The sequence below is a fragment of the Leucobacter sp. wl10 genome (genome assembly GCF_003569785.1).
Lineage (GTDB): Bacteria > Actinomycetota > Actinomycetes > Actinomycetales > Microbacteriaceae > Leucobacter.
In genome coordinates this window covers 25,894-44,281 of sequence record NZ_KZ983999.1, presented here as the reverse complement: position 1 = coordinate 44,281, position 18,388 = coordinate 25,894, and the positions used below count along the sequence as shown (strand labels likewise).

16 protein-coding genes are annotated in these 18,388 nt (G+C 69.3%); 6 read left to right on the top strand and 10 right to left on the bottom strand.

The genetic code is table 11. The features are described 5' to 3' along the window. Positions 1-46: 46 nt before the first annotated feature. Positions 47-1,378, bottom strand: coding sequence for an MFS transporter (locus D1J51_RS12185; protein WP_119075581.1), 1,332 nt, complete (start codon positions 1,376-1,378; stop codon positions 47-49). Between the two features lie 153 nt (positions 1,379-1,531). Between D1J51_RS12185 and D1J51_RS12180 the strand changes: the two genes are divergently transcribed. Both D1J51_RS12180 and D1J51_RS12175 read left to right on the top strand, forming a co-directional pair. Beyond that, the gene (locus tag D1J51_RS12180; protein ID WP_119075579.1) at positions 1,532-2,704 is read left to right on the top strand and encodes a PucR family transcriptional regulator; all 1,173 of its coding nucleotides are present in this window, start codon (positions 1,532-1,534) and stop codon (positions 2,702-2,704) included. Between the two features lie 76 nt (positions 2,705-2,780). Continuing rightward, positions 2,781-3,143: a TFIIB-type zinc ribbon-containing protein gene (locus D1J51_RS12175; protein WP_119075577.1), complete on the top strand. Its 363-nt coding sequence runs from the start codon at positions 2,781-2,783 to the stop codon at positions 3,141-3,143. A gap of 35 nt (positions 3,144-3,178) precedes the next feature. Here D1J51_RS12175 and D1J51_RS12170 read toward each other — a convergent pair whose 3' ends face one another. Together D1J51_RS12170 and D1J51_RS12165 are read right to left on the bottom strand one after the other, a co-directional pair. Beyond that, positions 3,179-4,519, bottom strand: coding sequence for a M20/M25/M40 family metallo-hydrolase (locus D1J51_RS12170; protein WP_119075575.1), 1,341 nt, complete (start codon positions 4,517-4,519; stop codon positions 3,179-3,181). Positions 4,520-4,635: 116 nt separating this feature from the next. Continuing rightward, the gene (locus D1J51_RS12165; protein ID WP_119075574.1) at positions 4,636-5,292 is read right to left on the bottom strand and encodes a TetR/AcrR family transcriptional regulator; all 657 of its coding nucleotides are present in this window, start codon (positions 5,290-5,292) and stop codon (positions 4,636-4,638) included. A 200-nt stretch (positions 5,293-5,492) separates the two neighbouring features. On the opposite strand from D1J51_RS12165, the gene D1J51_RS12160 reads away from it, so the two are divergent. Further along, positions 5,493-7,172: an amidohydrolase gene (locus D1J51_RS12160; protein ID WP_119075659.1), complete on the top strand. Its 1,680-nt coding sequence runs from the start codon at positions 5,493-5,495 to the stop codon at positions 7,170-7,172. A gap of 83 nt (positions 7,173-7,255) precedes the next feature. Beyond that, positions 7,256-9,085, top strand: coding sequence for a hypothetical protein (locus D1J51_RS12155; RefSeq protein ID WP_162903807.1), 1,830 nt, complete (start codon positions 7,256-7,258; stop codon positions 9,083-9,085). Positions 9,086-9,337: 252 nt separating this feature from the next. Here the strand turns inward: D1J51_RS12155 and D1J51_RS12150 are convergent, their stop codons facing one another. The 3 genes from D1J51_RS12150 to D1J51_RS12140 all read right to left on the bottom strand — a co-directional run bounded on the left by D1J51_RS12150 (position 9,338) and on the right by D1J51_RS12140 (position 11,599). Further along, complete coding sequence (locus tag D1J51_RS12150; protein ID WP_119075571.1) at positions 9,338-10,213, bottom strand: DsbA family protein; 876 nt, start codon at positions 10,211-10,213, stop codon at positions 9,338-9,340. 34 nt (positions 10,214-10,247) lie between these two features. Next, positions 10,248-10,847: a vitamin K epoxide reductase family protein gene (locus tag D1J51_RS12145; RefSeq protein ID WP_119075569.1), complete on the bottom strand. Its 600-nt coding sequence runs from the start codon at positions 10,845-10,847 to the stop codon at positions 10,248-10,250. A 176-nt stretch (positions 10,848-11,023) separates the two neighbouring features. Beyond that, positions 11,024-11,599 (bottom strand): TetR/AcrR family transcriptional regulator, encoded by a 576-nt coding sequence (locus D1J51_RS12140; RefSeq protein WP_119075567.1) that lies wholly within the window; start codon positions 11,597-11,599, stop codon positions 11,024-11,026. A 134-nt stretch (positions 11,600-11,733) separates the two neighbouring features. On the opposite strand from D1J51_RS12140, the gene D1J51_RS12135 reads away from it, so the two are divergent. Beyond that, entirely contained in the window at positions 11,734-12,120 is a 387-nt protein-coding gene (locus D1J51_RS12135) for a DUF1304 domain-containing protein (protein WP_119075566.1), read from the top strand. Between the two features lie 31 nt (positions 12,121-12,151). Further along, positions 12,152-13,177, top strand: a complete 1,026-nt coding sequence (locus D1J51_RS12130) for an NADP-dependent oxidoreductase (protein ID WP_119075564.1) — start codon at positions 12,152-12,154, stop codon at positions 13,175-13,177. Positions 13,178-13,423: 246 nt separating this feature from the next. On the opposite strand, the gene D1J51_RS12125 is transcribed toward D1J51_RS12130, so the two are convergent. From D1J51_RS12125 to D1J51_RS12110, 4 genes are all read right to left on the bottom strand, one after another. Then, the gene (locus tag D1J51_RS12125) at positions 13,424-14,068 is read right to left on the bottom strand and encodes a FadR/GntR family transcriptional regulator (protein WP_119075563.1); all 645 of its coding nucleotides are present in this window, start codon (positions 14,066-14,068) and stop codon (positions 13,424-13,426) included. Between the two features lie 245 nt (positions 14,069-14,313). Then, positions 14,314-15,588, bottom strand: coding sequence for an MFS transporter (locus D1J51_RS12120; protein WP_119075561.1), 1,275 nt, complete (start codon positions 15,586-15,588; stop codon positions 14,314-14,316). Between the two features lie 126 nt (positions 15,589-15,714). Beyond that, positions 15,715-16,719 (bottom strand): TAXI family TRAP transporter solute-binding subunit, encoded by a 1,005-nt coding sequence (locus D1J51_RS12115; RefSeq protein ID WP_119075559.1) that lies wholly within the window; start codon positions 16,717-16,719, stop codon positions 15,715-15,717. Positions 16,720-16,739: 20 nt separating this feature from the next. After that, positions 16,740-18,344, bottom strand: a complete 1,605-nt coding sequence (locus D1J51_RS12110; protein WP_119075557.1) for a carboxylesterase/lipase family protein — start codon at positions 18,342-18,344, stop codon at positions 16,740-16,742. Positions 18,345-18,388: the final 44 nt, after the last annotated feature.

Below are 18,388 nucleotides of genomic sequence, written 5' to 3'. Positions count from 1 at the left end.
TGAGGACGGCGGACGGCCGGGTGATCCGCTCGGCAGCCGTGCCGGCTCAGTGCTTGAAGCCGGGCAGCTTGACGCTCATGCGCGGGGCGACCGCCCCCGCCACCGCGGTGAACAGCGACAGGAAGGCGAGCATCGCAGCGGCCGGCCACCAGTGGTTGCCCGCGGCGGCGACGAAGCCCGTGGCGAGCAGCGGGATGAAGCCCGAGAGCATGCCCGCGACGTTCTGCGCCAAGCCGACACCCGTGTAGCGAGTCTTGGCCGGGAAGAGGCCGGTGAGCACCGTGCCCGACGCCGCGTAGGGCAGCGAGAGCGTGCCCACGGCGAGCGTCATGGCGATCACCACGAGCACCGGGACGCCCGACGAGAGCAGCAGGAACGCGGGCACCGAGACCACGGCCGAGGCGATGCCGCCCCAGAGGATGACGCGGCTCGCGCCGTACTTCGAGCCCAGGATGCCGCCCCAGATCAGCACGGGGATCTCAACGGCCGCGGCCACCATGCTGCCGAGCAGCATGAGCGACGACTCGTAGCCCAGCACGTTGACGCCGTACCAGACGCAGAACGCGGTCACCAGGTAGAACCCGCCCACGCCGAGCAGCGCCGCGGCCATGCCGATGATGATCTGCTTCCAGCTGTTGCGGAAGGTGGTGAGCACGGGGCTCTGCTCGACCTCGCCCGACTCTTCGAGCTGGCGGAAGACCGGCGACTCCTCGAGCTTGCTCCGGATGTAGACCGCGACGATCAGCAGCGGGAACGCGATGAGGAACGGGATGCGCCAGCCCCAGGCGTCGAAGTTCTGCTGCGAGAACAGCAGGGTCATCGCGAAGAAGCCGCCCGACGACAGAATGGTGCCGATCGGCGAGCCGATCTGCGGGATCGCCGCGTAGCGGGCGCGCAGGTGCAGCGGCGCGTTCTCGACGACGATGGTCATGGCGCCCGACCACTCGCCGCCCACGAAGAGGCCCTGCAGCACGCGCAGCAGCACGAGGAGCACCGGCGCCGCGATGCCGATGGCCGCGTACGTCGGCAGCAGGCCGATGAGGCCGGTCACGACGCCGATGCCGACGATCGTGATCATGAGCACCCTGCGGCGGCCGATCCGGTCGCCCATGCGCCCGAAGATGATGCCGCCGATGGGGCGGGCCGCGAGGCCGACGCCGAAGGTCGCGAACGACGCCAGCGCGGCGGCGGTGGCGTTCTCGCTCGTGAAGTACTGCACGTTGAACACCAGCGCGGCGGCCGCGCTGAAGAGGAAGAAGTCGTACCACTCGAGCGCGGTGCCGATCAGGGCGCCGAGGGCGACCTTGTTGGCGTCCTTGACGCTCAGTTCCTGGGTGGCGTCGTACTCGATGGCCGACGTGTGGGTTGTCTCGCTCATGCTCTCTCTCCGTCGAGGATGCGGGATCCGGCGGCGCCGTCGCGGGCGCGGCGGCTTCGCCATCCAGCTTCTCAAGTTATCCGCACTGGTGAGAGCGCGCATCGCCACTGAAATCCCGCCCGGAAGTGTGCATATGCACATATCATGTGCTGCATGACCCCGGATCCCCTCCACCCGCTCAGCGATACGCCGCGTCCCGGCGACCGCCGCCGCTGGCTCGAACTGCTCGATCGGCTCGACGTCGACGAGCTCACCGACACGTTCCTGACCCTCGTCCGCAAGGTTCCGGGATACGATCCGGCGCCCGTGCCGAGCGCCGAGCTGCGCCGAACGGGCCGGCTCTCCTTCAGCGCCCTCGTCGATGGCCTACGCGCCGGCGGCTTCGACGAGCCCATCACGGTCTCCGCCGACGTCGGGGTCTCGCGGGCGCGGGCCGGCATTCCGCTCACCTCGCTCATGACGGCGATCCGACTCGACTTCACCGTGCTCTGGGAGGCCCTCACCCGGGTGGCCGAGAGCGGCGACGCCGAGCTCCTCGTGCGCCACACCGGCATCGTGCTGCGCACGGTGGACGAGTACGTCGGCCAGACCCAGCGCGCCTACGTCGCCGAGCGAGAGCGCATGCGCGAGGAGGAGGCCTCCGTGCGCCAGGGCCTCATCGCGTCGCTCTTCCGGGAGCCGCAACCCACCGAGCAGCACGCGCAAAGCGTGGCGGTCGAACTCGGACTGCCGCACGACGCTCCGCTCGTCGTGATCGCGGCGACCGATCTCGACATCGCACCGCTGCGGGTGGCGATCTCGGAGCTCGAGCGCGCCGGCGCCACCGTCCACACCCACCACCTCGGAGACGCGCTCGTGGCGTTCACCCGGCGCCTCGAGCTGCCCGGCTCGCGCCTCGAGGAGCTCGGGCGGCAGCTGCTCGAGCTGCGCGTCGGCGTGGTGATCGCGGCGGCGGGGATAGCGGACCTGCGTCGATCCGCCGCCACCGCCGTCGAGCTGGCACACCTCTTCGGCCCCGATGAGGAGGGCGCGATGACCTGGGGCCGCGGCTGGGCCCGGCTCGCCGCGCGCAGTCTGCTCGCCGCGGGCCGCCCGATCCTCGCCGACGTGCGGCTGGCGCTGGAGCGGTGCGGGGACGCGGAGCGCACCCGGCTCGAGGAGGCCGTGCGCAGCTACCTGCGCACCGGCAGCGTCGGCGTCTCCAGCGCCGAGCTCTTCTGCCATCGCAACACGCTCGCCAACCGCCTGCGCCGCTTCGCGGAGCTCACCGGCGTCGACCCGACCGTGCCCGAACAGGCCGCCCGCCTCGTCGTCGGCTGGGCCTAGCGCGACCCCGCGGAGAGCGCTGCTCCCGGGCGAACTCTTCGGGGATCCTTCCAGCAAACGGGGCTACAGTCAGAACATGAACTGCCCCAGTGACGGAACCACCCTGCTCATGAGCGAGCGCCAAGGCATCGAGATCGACTACTGCCCCGAGTGCCGGGGCATCTGGCTCGACCGCGGCGAGCTCGACAAGATCCTCGAGCGCACGCAGGCCGAGGCGGAGGCCGCGGGCGCCTCCGCGCAGGCCGCGGTCCCCCCTGTCCCCCAGCCGCAGCAGTACGCTGACCCGCGGTACGACGATCCGCGCTATGACGACCGGCGGTACGACGACCACGGCCACCACTCCGGCGACCGGCGACACGGCGATCCCCGGTACGGCGACCCCCGATACCGCAGGAAGAAGCAGGGCCGCTTCGACTTCCTCGGCGACATCTTCGGCTGATCACCGCGCACGGCGGCGAGCGCCGAGGGCCGGCGTCAGCCGACCCTCTCCCGCACGACCCGTCGCAGCACCGCCAGTGACAGCGCGATCGACTCCGCATCGATGCGCTCGTCATTGCCGTGCACGCCTTCCCGGTAGCGCTCATAGCTCCAGGTCGGCCCGAGCACCCCGAAGCCGTACGCGGGGATTCCGAGTTCGCGCAGCACCCGGGCATCCGACCCTCCCGCGGCCATGATCGGCACGACCGGCGAGCCGGTGACGGCCCCGACCGCGCGCTCCACAGCACCGAACAGCGGCTCGCTCGGGCTCGACGCGGTGGCGGCCCAGCCTCGCAGGCGCTGGATCTCGATCTCCTCCGCGAGCGGGCCGAGCACCGCAGCGAGCAGTTCGTCGACGTCGTCGTCGCTGGTGCCGGGCAGCGTTCGGATGTCGAGGTCGATCGTACCGACCGCCGGGATCACGTTGTGCGTCGCCCCGGCCCGCAGCACGGTGGGCGACAGGGTGATGCGCGAGACCGCGTGCGCGTAGCCGGCGATGCCGCCGAGCTGCGGCAGCGCCGCATCGATGCTGACGGGATCGCGCAGACGCTCGGCCAGCACGGGGTCGTCGATGCGCGCGGCCACGAAGGCGTCCCAGAGCTCGCCCAGCTGCGCGGCGGGCTTGACCTCGCCCAGCCGCTGCAGCACGTCGCCCACGCGGTACGCCGCGCTCGAGGCGCCGAAGGGGATGGAGGCGTGCCCCGGTTTGCCGCGCACGACGAGGCGGCGACCGGCCGACCCCTTCTCGGCGACCTCGATGGCCACGTGCCGTCCCATGCGCATGCCCCCCGACTCGGAGAGCGCCTCGCTCACGCGCACGGCGTCAGGGTGCTCGCGCACGAGCCAGTGGATGCCGTACTCTCCGCCGGCCTCCTCGTCGGCCACGGCCAGCAGCACGAGATCGCCTCGCGGCGGTTCGGCCGCGATCGCCGCCTCGCGCAGCACGCAGGCGAAGACCGCGGTCAGATAGAGCATGTCGACGGCGCCGCGACCCCAGATCTCGCCGTCGACGAGCTCGCCCCCGAAGGGGTTGCGGCTCCAGCCGTCCGGATCGACCGGCACCACGTCGAGGTGCCCGAGCAGTCCCAGGGACGGGGCCGAGGGATCGGTGCCGCGCACGCGCGCGATCAGCGAGGCGCGACCGGGAGCCGACTCGAGCACCTGGGTCTCGACGCGGCCCGCAGCGACAGCCGCGGCGAAGAACCGCTGCAGCACGCGTACGCTGCGGATCTCCTGGCCCGAGCCGGGAGTGCCGTCGTTGACGCAGGCCTCGCGTATCAGTGCCCTGAGCAGCTCGACCGCGTCGTCGTCGTTCGCGCCGATCCGCTGCCGTGCCACTCTCGCCCTCCGGTTCCGCCGGTTGCCTCACTCCGGCGTTTCAAGCCTAGCCCCGGCCTGCGCGGCGGGCGCGGCGCGGCACTCCGATACCGGGGATCGGGCTCGCACCGGCGCTATCACGCAACGGAGTCGAGGATCGCGGCGATACCCGCGCGGTAGACCGTCATGCCGTCTATGGACAGCAGCGCCTCCCGGTACTCGTTGACGAGGGGATAGTCCGTCAGATCCACCGAGCCGAAGGTGCTGATCCACGGAATCGATCCGTCGCGCGCTGCCGCCCCGCGGCCGGCCACGACCTCCTGCGCCATCGCCGCGGACTGCGCGAGCGCGAAGCCCGACACCGCGGCGTAGGCACGCACGAGCGGCGCTCCCGCGAGCCCGGCGTCGCTTAGTCGCGCGAGCACGAACTCGTCGCCGGCGACGTCGCCCGGCCCGACAGGATCGAGGATCGCGCCCTCGGCCGCGATCGACGGGTGTTCGAGACTGAGCTCGGCGATGCGCAGGAGGTGCGCCTCGAGCCGTTCGCGCCAGTCGCCCGTCACGGTCTCCGCGTCGGCGACTGCCATCGCGCTCAGCCGGTCGAGGGCGGCGCGCGTCAGCTCGTCCTTGTTGCGGAAGTGGCGGTACATCGCCGTGGCGTCCACGCCGAGAGCCTGGCCCAGGCGTTTGAAGGTGATCCGGGCGCGCGGCTCGTCGCGGGCGAGCTGCAGTATCGCGTCCACGATCATGCTCCGGTCCAGTCGCGCGCGCCTGTTTCCCGTCTTCGCCGCCATCCCGCCTCCTGTCCGCCGCTCTGCCCGCGGGCCGTCCGAGTCGTCCGGCCTCCGCGGCGGCCGCACCGCGGTGCGCACTGTTTCAGTGTAGTAGCAGGGGGTCGAACCGAGGCTCATCGATGATGTCAATGCAATTGACATCGATCGCGATCCCCGCGTATCCTGTGCCCCACGGATCGAACAGGACCGAGGAGGCCCCGATGAACAGTGCACCCCGCGCAGACGTCGTGTTCGAGAACGGCTGGATCTACACCGGAGACGAGGATCGCCCGCGCCCCGGCGGGCTCGCCGTGGGCCGTGGACTGATCCTCTCGACCGACCCGCAGGAGGTGGCCCGCCTCGCCGAGACCGCGGCGGAGCGCGTCGATCTCGCCGGCCGCCTCGTCGTACCGGGGTTCCAGGACGCCCACGCCCATCCCGTGCTCGCCGGCCTGGAACTGCTGAGCTGCGATCTCTCGGGATGCGAGAGCGCGGAGGAGACGCTCGCGGCCATCGGCGCCTACGCAGCGGAGCACCCGGAGCTCCCGTGGATCACCGGCGCGGGCTGGTCTATGGAGGCCTTCCCCGGCGGCACCCCGACGCGGCAGATGCTCGACGCCGTCGTGCCCGACCGCCCCGCACTGCTCGAGAACCGCGACCACCACGGCGCGTGGTTCAACACGCGCGCGGCCGAACTCGCCGGCATCGACGCGCACACGCCCGATCCCGCCGACGGGCGCTTCGAGCGGGAGCCCGACGGCGCTCCCGCCGGCACGGCGCACGAGGGAGCCGCCAACCTCTTCAACGGCGTGCGCCCGCGAGCGACGCAGGAGCAGGCGTACGCCGGCCTGCTCGCGGCTCAAAAGCACCTCGTCGCGTTCGGGATCACCGCGTGGCAGGACGCCGCGGTGGGCCGCTTCATGGGCGGCCCCGACACGGTGCCCGTCTACCTGCGCGCCGTCGCCGAGGGGACGCTCAAGGTGCGGGTGCGCGGTGCGCAGTGGTGGAACCGGGAGGACGGCGAGGCGCAGCTCGGCCCGATCCTCGCCCGCCGTGACGAGGCCGCCGCGCAGTGCGATCCGGAGCGCCTCTCGCTGGCATCGGTCAAGGTGATGGTCGATGGCGTCGCCGAGAACTTCACGGCCGCCATGCACGACTGCTACCGCGACCGTCACGGACGCGCGACCGATAACCGCGGCATCTCCTTCTTCGACCCCGGGGAGATGACCCGCTTCGTCACGGCCCTCGACCGCGAGGGCGTGCAGCTGCACTTCCACGCGCTGGGCGACCGCGCCGTCACCGAGGCCCTCGACGCACTCGAGCAGGCGCTCGCCGAGAACGGCCGCACCGACAACCGCCACCACCTCGCCCACCTGCAGGTGGTGCGCCCGCAGGACGCGGTGCGCTTCGCCCCGCTGGGCGCCGCCGCCAACATCCAGGCGCTGTGGGCCTGCCACGAGGATCAGCTCGACGACCTCACCCTCCCGTTCCTGGCCGACGACGCCGAGCAGCACCACTACCCCTTCGGCGAACTCGCAGCGGCGGGCGCCCACCTCGCGGCCGGCAGCGACTGGCCTGTGTCGAGCCCCGATCCGATCCAGGCGATCCACGTGGCGGTCAACCGCGTCGCGCCCGGCGAGCGCCGGCGTCCGCTCGGCCCCGAAACGCAGAAGCTCACGCTCAAGCAGGCGCTCGACGCCTACACGCAGGGCACAGCGCGCGTCAACCACCTCGACCACTCGACCGGATACCTGCGACCGGGCTTCCACGCCGACCTCGCGGTGCTCGACCGCGACCTCTTCGACCTGCCCGCCGCGCAGCTGCACACGGCGCGCGTCGACGAGACCTGGGTCGGCGGCGAGCGGGCTTACTCGCGCGCCGCCGGGGCCGATCCGCGCTGATCGCTCGAAGCACACCGCGCTCCGGCGCGGGCGATCCGGCGCTCACCGATGCCCCGAGCAGCCGATGTCGTTAGGCTCGAGGGGTGACCGCACCAGAGGATCCCTTCGCAAACCCCGAGGTTCGCGCGGCGATGGAGCGAGCCGGCGTCGTGCACCGCCCCGGCATGGCCGCGCAGCTGATGAACGAGCTCGCCCCGCTGCTCGCCGCCGACGGATTCGACCTCGACGATCTCGACGAGGATCTGGACCTCGACGGCCTGAACAAGGCCCTCTCGCGCGCGGCGGAGCGACGCAACCTCGAGCTGTTCACCCCCGTAGGCGAGCAGCGCTCTCGCTCGATCGCGGTGCTGCGCGAGTTCAGCACGGCGCTGATCGAGTCGCGGACCGCCGAGGCACGGGCGATGCTGGCCGCGCTGCGGCCCGATCCGGGCGATGACCGCCCGTCCACCGCCCAGGTGATCGGGACCGGCCTCGGGCTGCTCGACACCCGGCACACCGATCCGGTGTGGGAGGCGGTGCTTCGCGGCGCCCGCGCGCCCAAGTGGAAGGGCCCGGCCCGCGCGGTCGCCACCGACATCCTCGCGCTGTCTCGCAAGGGGCGCGCTTTCGACTCACTCGACAGTCTCGTGCTGCGCCACCGCGGCGAGTTCGTGCTGCAGGGAACCGCGCTCGCGGTCGCCGCCTCGGTTGCCGCGCTCGCGGTTCGCGAGGGCATCGGGGTCGCGGATGCGGCTGAGCGCCTGCTCGGCGGCGCGCGATCCGCCGCCCCGCCCGCCGCGACCGGTTCCGCCTTCGGCCTTCCCGTCGGCCCTCCTGTGCTGTCGAGCGCGTTGATCGAGGAGTTCGGCGGGTGGCTGGAGACGGGTGCCGAACCCGGCAACGGATCCTCTGAGCGTGCGAGGGCAGTGATCGTCGTGTTCGAGACCCTGTGCGGCCTCGCTGCGTCGCAGGGCATCGACCTCGACGATCCCGACGACATCGACGCGCTGCTCGATCTGCTCTTCGAGCTCGACGACCCCCAGACGCTCGAGGAGTGCCTCGAGGTGCTGCACGACTACGCGCGCTTCAGGGCGATGTCCGGCGATGACGTCGAGGAGTGGGTCGCGGCGCAGGAACTCGTCGAGAACGCCATCGACGAGTGCAACCCGGCCCCCGGCGCCCTCATCGACGCACTCGAGGCCTCGGACGGCATGGATCCGGCCGTACGCCGTGCTGCGCTCGCGCGGACCCGGATCGTCTCGGCCGTCGGCGAGCTGCTCGCGTGGCTCGGCGAGTCGCGGGCCATCACCGCGGCGGGCTCCCCCAGGCGAGCCGACATCGCAGCGGTCGCCGGAATGATCGGCGTGCGCACGGAGGGCGTCGCCAAGCGGCCGCCGCAGGCGGACCTCGTCGAACTCCCGGATGCCCTGGACGAGCCGCTGCCGACCCCCGAGGTCACCTACGCGCAGGCGGCACGCGATGTGCCCATGCTCTCGGCGTGGTGGGAGGCGCTGCAGCAGGCGGACGTGCTCGAGCGCACAGCCACGCGAATGCGGCCGGGCCCGGAGGCCCCGGCATGGGCCGCGGGTGCCCTACCGCCGCTCGATGGAGCCGAGATCCTCGTCTCGGTGTACGTCGCCGAGACGCTGACCCAGGAGCTCCACCGAGACGCGTGGACCTTCGAGCGGGGAGTCGCGACCCTCGCCATGTCTCGGCTGCTCGAGGCGCTCGCGCCCGAGGATTTCGAAGCGGAATCCGCGGACCCCATGACGGCCTGGCTCATGCCGCGGGCGCTCCGAAAGATCGGCCTCCTCGAGCTTGCCGGGCTCGTCGAGGTCGGCGGCGGCAAGCGCGTCGTGCCGCCTCCCCTGCGCGGGGCGGTGGGCCGAGGGCTGCTCATGGCCCTTGCGCTGCTCGCCGAACAGGGGAGCTGACGCCGGCGATGCAGGCCGGCTCACCGAGCACCTGCTGAACATAGAGCGGCAGCAGGATCGACGAGCCGGGCAACGACACCGAAACCGTCACGATCGTCGGGGTCGATACCGCGAAGGTGCGCACCGAGAGCTGGAGCCGACCCCTACGCGCAAGTCAGAGGCAGCACTTCGCCGGGCCTCAGAATGCTCGGCATATCGTGAGCGCTCCGCATCGGTCAACCTCCCCGAGCGGGCCGAGGGCTGCTGAGAGTCTTACGACGACGGGGTCGGAGTGCTCTTCTTGCTGTCCGTGCGGTTGGCGGCGACGAAGGCGGCGAACTCCTTGGGGTCGTTCAGGTTCTGCGGCTCGTAGCGCACATCGTTGACGAACACCGTCGGCGTCCCGAAGCTTCCGGTGGCCGGGTTCACCGTCTTCGGGTCGGTGGCCACGCTCTGGGTGCGGGCTTGGATCCAGTCCGTGTACTGCCCGCTCCGCACGCACGAGGCCAATTGCGGCGAGGGGTCGATCCCCGCGCCCGCCCAGACGTCGAGGATCTGGGAGTTGGTCATGCCGGGGCCGCCCTCGGTGGGCTGGTTCTCGTACATCGCGGCGAGCATGTCGAAGAACGACTCGGGCTGGAGGGCCGCCATGCAGGATGCCGCGCTCGCGGCACGGAGCGAGTAGTCACCGAGGATGGCGACGGGTTGCACCTCCAGCGTGGCCTCGCCCTGCGCGACCATCTTCTCGATCTGCTGGGCGTTCGCCCCTTCGAACGCCTTGCAGTACTCGCAGCTGAAGTCGATGTAGGTCACGATGCGCGCCGGCGCCGAGGACTTCTTCGGGTCCGTCGGCACCGCATCGCTGCCCGCCGGCATCCCGGCCGTCTTGACGACGCTGGTCTTGCCTCCCCCGCCGGTGAACACCACTCCCCCGGAGAGCATGTTCGCGGGCCCGGGAGCGGGCGGCCGCGTGGAGGCCCACACGATGCCGCCGACGCCGGCCAGGAGGGCGAGCGCGCCGACCGTCGCGACGGCCCGGATGAGCACTTGCCTGCGCTTGGCGCGCCTGCGCTCCCTCTCCTGTTCCAACCGCACGCGCTCGCGGGCTGCGGCCAGCCGTTGCTTCTTGGGGATCTTCTGATCGGGCACCGCTTCAAGATACCCGGCAAAGATGTGGGGCGACCTAGTAAAGCCTGAAGAGGGCGTTCAATCGGATCTGGGCCAACAGGACGATCACGCCGTAGCAGACGATGGTGATCGGGATGATCCAGCTGCGCAGCCAGGCTCCGACGGCGACCCCCCGACCGTAGACGCACTCGGCGAGGGTGTGCGAGGTGACGGCCCAGAACAGGGGAATCGTGACCGACCACACCACCATGCACCACGGGCACAGCGTGCCGAGCACGAAGATGCTCTGCGAGATGAGCCAGACCACGAATGCCAGCGCCCCCACGATCCCGACGTGAAAGGCGATCCAGAACCAGCGCGCATAGCGCGCTCCCGCAAGAACCCCGAATCCGACGGCGATCGGCGCGACGAAGCCCCCGAGGCCGATGATCGGATTCGGGAACCCGAAGACCGCCCCCTGCGGCGAGTCGAGGTTCTTGCCGCACTGCACCAGCACGCTGAAGTCGCAGGCGAGCTCCACGCCCGGGTCTTTCAGGAGCTCGATCTTTTCGACCGTCAGGTTGAAGGCCGCCCACCAGCCCAGCGCTCCGGCGACGATCAGGAAGATCGCGAAGGCGATCGGAGCGCTTTTGCGCGCTGTGGCGGAACCTGTCATGCATCGATTATCCCACTGCGCCCTGCGACCGACCCGCGCGCCGCTACCGCGACGTCGCAGACTCGCAGCACGCGGATCAGCGTTCGACGCCGGCGGTGGAGACGCCGGCGGCCCCAGTTCCACGAGGAGGCGGCGGTCGCCGGGCCGAGTCGAACACGCCGAAGCGGAGCCCGGGGTCAGCGCACGGACAGGACGAGCTCGCGCGCCGTCCGGAGCGTGCCGATCGCCAGCTCGGAATCGACCCGGACGAGGGCGAAAGCGGCGACGACGAGGCCGGTCACCGCCTCCGTGAGGCACTCGCGATCCGCGGCGGCGAGGTGAGCGCCGCGCGCCAGAATGCCGTTGGCGATGGCCCCTCGCAGCTCGGCGCGGTAGCCGGCGATGATCCGGGCCACCTCGGCCTCCTCCGCCAGAGGCGTGCCTGCGGTGTTGACGAGCAGGCAGCCGGGGAGCCCGTCGAAGCGAGCGAACGCCTCCCCCAGCCCGTCGAGGTAGTCGAGCACGGCGTCGGCGGCGACCGTCTGCTGCCGGAGGGGGCGCAGTCGGGGGCGGATCACCTCGTCCAGGTAGCTCTGCACAGCGGCGTCGAACAGCCCGCGCTTGGAGCCGAACGAGTTGTAGATGCTCGACCGGCTGAGCCCAGTGGCCTCCTCCAGCGCGGGGAGGGAGGCCTCGGCGTAGCCGTCGCGCCAGAATACGGCCCGCGCACCGCGCACCGCGGCGGCGCGATCGAAGGCCAGCGTGCGCGCCACGATCCCCACTCCTTTCGGACCATCGCCGTCCGATCGCCGGCCGAGTGCAGCCGAACCGGTTGCTACAGCATATATTGGATTAATCGGTACAGAATAATCGGAGCGGTATCGCCGCTCTCGGAGGAGGCGGAACCATGGTCATCGCAGGACTCGTGCTCTCGGGCGTCGCCGCCCTCGTGCATGTCTACATCTTCGTGCTTGAGTCGCTGGCGTGGACGAGCCCGCGCGCCCGCGCCACCTTCGGGCTCACGGCAGAGCAGGCCGCGAACACGAAGGAGCTCGCCTTCAACCAGGGCTTCTACAACCTCTTCCTCGCCCTCGCAGTGTTCGTCGGCATCGCGTTCACCGCCTTGGGACAGCCGGCTATCGGCGCGACCCTCGTGTTCGCCGGCGCCGGCTCGATGGTCGCCGCCTCACTCGTGCTGCTCCTGTCCAGTCCCGAGAAGGCCGCCGCCGCGCTCAAGCAGGGCGCGATCCCCGCGATGGGGGTCGTCGCACTCGCCATCGGCCTCGCCGCCTGAAAACCGTCCCCCTCACACAGAAAGTTCACGGATGTCCGCGTTTCCCAGCACTCAGATCCAACTCTCCCAGCGCCCGCAGGGCTGGCCGACTCACGACGACTTCCGCACCGTCACAGTCGACTACGGCGACCTTCGGCCCGGACAGGTGCGGGTTCGCAATGAGTTCGTGTCCGTCGACCCCTACATGCGCGGGCGGATGAACGATGTGCGCAGCTACGTCAGACCCTACGCACTCGACGAGACGATCGGCGGCGGCGCGATCGGCCGCGTCGTCGAATCGGCCTCCGACGCGGTGCCCGTCGGCGCAGCCGTGTTGCACCAGCACGGATGGAGCGACACCGTGCAGGCCGACGCTGCGAGTTTCCGCGTCGTGCCCGAGACGCCCGGCGTTCCCCTCTCCCTCCGCCTGCACATCCTCGGCATGACGGGACTGACGGCCTACGTCGGCCTCACCGCGATCGCGGGCCTCGAGGAGGGCGACACCGTCTTCGTCTCCGGCGCTGCCGGGGCCGTCGGCACGGCCGCGGGCCAGATCGCGAGGCTGCTCGGCGCGGGGCGCGTCATCGGCTCGGCGGGATCGGCCGAGAAGGTCGCACTGCTGACGGAGAAGTACGGTTACGACGCCGCCTTCGACTATCGCGACGCCCCGGTGCGCGAGCAACTCGCCGCCGCCGCTCCCGAGGGCGTCGACGTGTTCTTCGACAACGTCGGCGGCGACCACCTCGAGGCCGCGCTCGATGCCTTCAACGACGGCGGCCGGGCAGCCCTGTGCGGCGCGATCTCCGGCTACAACACGACCGAGCGCGCTCCCGGCCCCGACAACATGGCCAACATCATCACCCGCTCCCTCACCTTCCGGGGCTTCACCCTGGCATCCTGGCTGCACCTCGCCCCCGAGTTCCAGGAGAAGATGGGCGCCTGGCTCGCAGCCGGCAGCATCGTCTACGACGAGACCGTCGTAGACGGCATCGAGAACACCGTCGACGCCTTCCTCGACATGATGCGCGGCTCGAACACCGGCAAGATGCTCGTGCGCATCGCCCCGGATCGGGCCTGAGCGAGCCGCTGTCCTGGCGGCGGGCGACCCTGCCGGCGGTCACCGCTCTTCCTCCGCGCTCGACACTCGACCGTTCGGCCCGGAAGCCCCGATTCCACCTGAGGGGCGCGGAGTTCTGCGGATTCTGCGACCCACCGGGCCGCTCATGGCTGCTGCGTGGCGCTACGGTCCGGCTCCGGATCCTCCCGCCGACGTCGGGCAACGCGTTACGAAGCGTGCTCGCGCGAGCTCGCGAGCGGCAGGCGCTCAGCGCGGCTGGTCTTCAGCATCTGCTCTCAAGTGCTCGGTCATTAGCCGTTCCGCTTCGTCGGCATCCGCGGCGCGAATGGCTTCGCAGAGTTCGGCGTGCGACGCGATGACCTCGTCGGCGATTCTGGGGACGGCGCTGGGGATCAGCAGTCGTTCCTCACTGGTACGCAGAGCCTTGAGCGCAACGTACAGCGGCCTGTTGCCGGTCGATTCAGCGATCGCCGAGTGGAAATCTGCGGCGAAGACCCGGAACGTCTCCGGGTCGTGCTTGGCCGCTCTCTGGGCTTCGACCAGCTCTTCCAACCTGGCGATGTCCGACTCCTCGGCACGTTCGGCGGCAAGGCGTGCGGCCTGCGGCTCGATCAGCCTCATCGCCTCAGTGATCTCAGACCATTCAACGCCGAGAAGGTGGGCCTGCACGGCGAGCGCATCGCTGAACACGGTCAGGTCGCTCTGCGCTATCCGGACGCCGCCCCGCGCGCCGACTCTGACCTCCACGATTCCCATCGCTTCGAGGCTTCGTACCGCGTCCCGCACGGTGATGCGGCTCACGTTGAACTGCTCGGCGAGTTCGCCTTCCGTGCCCAGCGGGGTACCGGGCTCCATCCCGTTGAAGAACTCTCGGCGGATCTGCTCGATCACCTGTTTCGACGCCGTGCGGGTTCCATCCACCGGTGCCCAGCTCGGTGAATCGACAGGGGCCGGTTTGCCTCCGCGGGCGAGTGACACGTGCTCAGTCCCCTTTTTCTCGTTCGATTCCCGTGAGAATCACGAACTCACAATAGTATCGTTTGCGGTGCCTTCATTCTGCCGGACTCTCGGCGCCTGGATCCACAGGAACGAGCCGTGCCTTCGGACTCCCTTGCAGTCACCCGCGGTTGCGAATGTCATGCGGTGCTCGCAGTGGTGCCCCCGCCTGGATCGACCGGCTGATACTTGGCGGCCGATCCGGCGAGCCTGCGTGTCGCCTGCCGCACCCCCAGCGCGAGGGGGACGCCCAGTGCCGAGAGCACCAGACAGATGGTGAAGGCCATCGGCGCGTCCAAGTTCACCGCGATCTGGGGGGCGATCAGTGCGGGGGGCAGGGTGCTGAGGCTGATCGTGGCGAGATTGCGTCCGAAGTACTTCTCTCCGAAGGAGTTCATCACGATCTGCGGGATCATAACCGTTACAGCGCCATAGGTGAGGCCCAGCAGCGCGGAAGCCGCGAAGAAGATCCAGGCGCTGTCCACCCGGGAGACGACAAGCGCGACGCACGCGACAGTTGCGACAACCGCTACGAAGAAGAGGCCGGCCCACCCGCCCAGCTTGTCGGCGATCACGCCGTTGAACACGGCGCCAACGGTGCTGGTGAGCGAGAAGACCGAGATCACGAGCGCCGCCGTTGCACTGTCCAGGCCGAGGGCCACCTCCCCGATGACCGGGCCGGTGCTCTGGAAAACGAGCGAAGCAACACTGGTGACGATGATCGACCCCGCGAATACCCAGAACAGCGGGGTGCGAATCATCGTCAGCGGAGATATCTGCGCGCCCAGGGTGTGCGGAGCCCTCACCGGCTCGGACTCGTCCGCATCGCGACCCCGACTCGGATGAAAACCGACCGGCGCGATGACGAGGAAGAGTGCAGCGACGGGGACGACGACGATCGACGATACGCCGAGGATGATGATGGCCGCGCGCGCGTTGGTCGCACTGGCAAGCGCTTCGACGATCGGCGCCAACACGGCGAGTCCGGCCGTCGCCGCGCCGAGATAGATGCCCAGCGCGAGGCCGCGCCGCTCAGGGAACAGAGCACCTACGTTGGAGACCGACGACACATAGATGATGTAGACGCCGAGCGCCGCACCCATCCCCCACAGCAGGATGAAGACGTAGGCATTCGGCGCGAAAGCGCTCGCGGTGAGGAAGAGCCCGTACACGAGGCCGCCCAGAAGAATCGACTTCCGTTCGCCCAGCTTGTCGCGCATGTAACCTCCGATGAAGTTGCCGAAAGGACCCACCCAGAACGTGAGGGTGAACGCGAGAGCAACGACGGGAATGGCCCAGCCGCGCTCCTTCTCCAAGGGCACCATGAGCACGGACAGTTCGTACTGCACATCGGTTGCCACCGCGATGAGAACCTGAAGCGCCAGGGTCACCCAGCGCAGCTTTTCGATTTTCATTTTCAACAATCCAATCTGATGTCAGTATCGAAGAAGAGGGAGGGAAGGGGAACGGCCTCCGGGAAGTGGCCTGCGCCCCGGCACGGGGATCCGCGGCCCATCCGGATGATGCCCGGCCCGGCGCCGTTAGAACCTGGGGGGCGGGCCTCCAATCGGATAGCCGACCGATCGGTAGTAGGATTCGGCGCCGGGATGGAGCGGAACCCCGTAATCGGCCCCCACATTCGCCGGATCGTACGAGAGTGGAAGGTGGGTCTGCCTGAACTCTCCACGAACCGAGTCGATAGCGGCCGTGAGATCGTAAGCGAGCTCGTCGGACATCTCCGCAGACACGTAAATGACATCCGGCGGTCGGATGAGCGTGGGAACATCCACCCAGAGGCCGCGGATCAGGCGGTGGGGCAACCAGCCGCGCTCACCGAGTTCGAGTTCGGCGAGCAGATCGGTGAGTTCGTCCGGCAGCGGCAAGAACTTCAGATTCCAGAGGATGCTCGCCTCATGCCAGTGGTGGTTCTCGGGAAGGTAACCCGCGTAAAGCGAGTCGATGATCACGTCGAACTCTCCGCTCCGAGCCCATGGTCGAAACTCCGGCTCGTCGATCGGCGCGGGATCGGGATCTTCCGGCAGATCGTGCACTGAACCGATCGTGCCTCCGAACGATTCGATCAGCTCGGTGCTCAGCCCGTAAAAATCGAGTATCTCCTGATACGCGGGGCCGGCCCCGACCCAGATTCTCGCCGGTATCCTTTGCGCGACGATTTCGTGGAGGTCGGTGATGCCGCTCTCCTCGTTCACCGCTATTGCCGCCCAGGCCGGATTATTGATGTGCGCCAGCACCCGAAGGTTGTTGCGCGGCCCCTCATCGGCGTAGTTCCCGATGCCCCGGTACGCGTAGCGCAACCACATCATGCTCCAGGCTCCAAGCTCAGCCCGACCGTCGGACACATACCGCCCGTTGTTCAACCCCCAGGATCCCGTTTCGATATTGACGTCATATCCGCGCTCCCGCATCGGACGGGCCACGATCTCACAGATCGTCCCCCACGGGGTGCCGCGACCGACGGTCGACGCTCCCGCGAAGCTCAGCGCTCCTCCCCGCGCAGCAGGCACCTGCTCCGGTGAATCACTCATCCCAGTACTCCAGTTCTTCCTCAACCGACGGTCGGGCCCTCTTCTCTCCACTCCTCGAGACGACCCCAGGGATCCCTCGTAACCGGTAGTTCGTATGGCTCCCAGATCCGTCGCACCTCGGCAATCGGATCCTCCACGACTCCGCTCACGGCATCGAGCAGCATCGTCGGGCGGCGGTTCGGGTCGTACGCGGGCCACCCGCTCGCTTGTTCGAACCCCCAGGGGTCTGCGGCAAACGTCGCCCAGAGCGACGACATCGACTGCGCAAACTCCGCTGAACCGGGGAAGCCCGCGAGCCACAGGTCGGCATCCACGTTGTTGAACGTCGCAGCGATGTCGATACCGTGCCCCGCGCGACGGACGCCGCCCCAGGCGAGCGATTCGTAGGTGACGATGTAGTGGAATGTGGGGGCTTTCCGCTTCGAGCGGGCACCCCTTTCCGCCAGTCGGGCGTGCTGCAGCAGGTAGACATCAGAGGAGATCGTCAGGTACAGGCCGAAATTCGATTGGTCCGGATACAGGTTTCGATACTGCTCGAACACCCTTTCGAATCCCGAGCCCTCGAGCACATGCCCGACCCGGCGCACGACGTCCTCCTCCGACATTCCGAGGCTTCCATCGCCCTGCTGAAATCCAGGGAGGTACTCGAGCAGGCCGAGATAGCCGCGAGTCTCGTGCAGAGTGCCCCCGGCGATCAAAGGCACGTCGACGCCGATTCCGGCGTCCATGGCATCGGCTGGGGCGAGGACGACGTCCTCTCCGTCGAGCACGGGGCCGAAGCTGAGTGACGGGGGCCCCGGGAGCCGTCCCAGATCGAAGGGATCGAACCGTTTCTGCACCTCGAGCAGAGCGGCGAGTTCCATCGTTCGCAGCCGGTGCGCATTCGACTTGGTGATGCCCATCTCCCTCAGGATCACAGCAGCGCGCTCGCCGGCCACCTCCCTTTCCCGATAGCCCATGATCGCGCCGCTTTGGACGATGGCGCCGTGAAACAGCCCGCGCGCCGACCGCATGGAGAGCAGCGTCCCGACCTTCCCGCCACCTCCCGATTCGCCGAACACGGTCACGCGGCCGGCATCGCCGCCGAACGTCTCGATGTTGTCGCGTATCCACCCGAGTGCGGCGACGATGTCGAGCATCGACGCGTTCGCCGAGCCGGCGAAGTCGGGGCCCAGAAGGTCTTCGAGATGCAAGAATCCCAGCATGCCGAGCCGATGATTCACGCTGACGACGACAACGTTCCGGCTGCGGGCGAGTGCCGTCCCGTCTGTGAGCGGGTCCAGGCCGGCACCCATCGCATAGCCGCCGCCGTGAAGCCAGACGAGAACCGGTCGCCTTTCCGCGTCGAGCGAGGGCGTCCAGATGTTCAGCACGAGGCAGTCTTCGCTCATCGTGGGAGCATGCCCGTCGATGGGCTGGAGATAATCGAGCACCTGCGGAGCCGCATGACCGGGAATGCAGGCCTCCCGCACACCTCCCCACGACTCGGCCGGTTTCGGGGGTGAGAATCGATTCGATCCGGACGTGTCGGCACCGTACGGCACGCCCTTGAAGGCGGTTACTCCGTGGGCCCTCACGCCGCGCACCTTGCCGGCGGTCGTCTCGGCAACCTCGCGCTCTACCATCTCTCAGACTCCCTCGTCTCAGAAACCGGCTCACAGTGTCCCTC

Coding starts and splice junctions, on each gene's coding strand:
- D1J51_RS12185 (WP_119075581.1), bottom strand. CDS start 1,378: ATGAGCGAGACAACCCACACGTCGGCCATCGAGTACGACGCCACCCAG.
- D1J51_RS12180 (WP_119075579.1), top strand. CDS start 1,532: ATGACCCCGGATCCCCTCCACCCGCTCAGCGATACGCCGCGTCCCGGC.
- D1J51_RS12175 (WP_119075577.1), top strand. CDS start 2,781: ATGAACTGCCCCAGTGACGGAACCACCCTGCTCATGAGCGAGCGCCAA.
- D1J51_RS12165 (WP_119075574.1), bottom strand. CDS start 5,292: ATGGCGGCGAAGACGGGAAACAGGCGCGCGCGACTGGACCGGAGCATG.
- D1J51_RS12160 (WP_119075659.1), top strand. CDS start 5,493: ATGAACAGTGCACCCCGCGCAGACGTCGTGTTCGAGAACGGCTGGATC.
- D1J51_RS12145 (WP_119075569.1), bottom strand. CDS start 10,847: ATGACAGGTTCCGCCACAGCGCGCAAAAGCGCTCCGATCGCCTTCGCG.
- D1J51_RS12135 (WP_119075566.1), top strand. CDS start 11,734: ATGGTCATCGCAGGACTCGTGCTCTCGGGCGTCGCCGCCCTCGTGCAT.
- D1J51_RS12130 (WP_119075564.1), top strand. CDS start 12,152: ATGTCCGCGTTTCCCAGCACTCAGATCCAACTCTCCCAGCGCCCGCAG.
- D1J51_RS12120 (WP_119075561.1), bottom strand. CDS start 15,588: ATGAAAATCGAAAAGCTGCGCTGGGTGACCCTGGCGCTTCAGGTTCTC.
- D1J51_RS12115 (WP_119075559.1), bottom strand. CDS start 16,719: ATGAGTGATTCACCGGAGCAGGTGCCTGCTGCGCGGGGAGGAGCGCTG.
- D1J51_RS12110 (WP_119075557.1), bottom strand. CDS start 18,344: ATGGTAGAGCGCGAGGTTGCCGAGACGACCGCCGGCAAGGTGCGCGGC.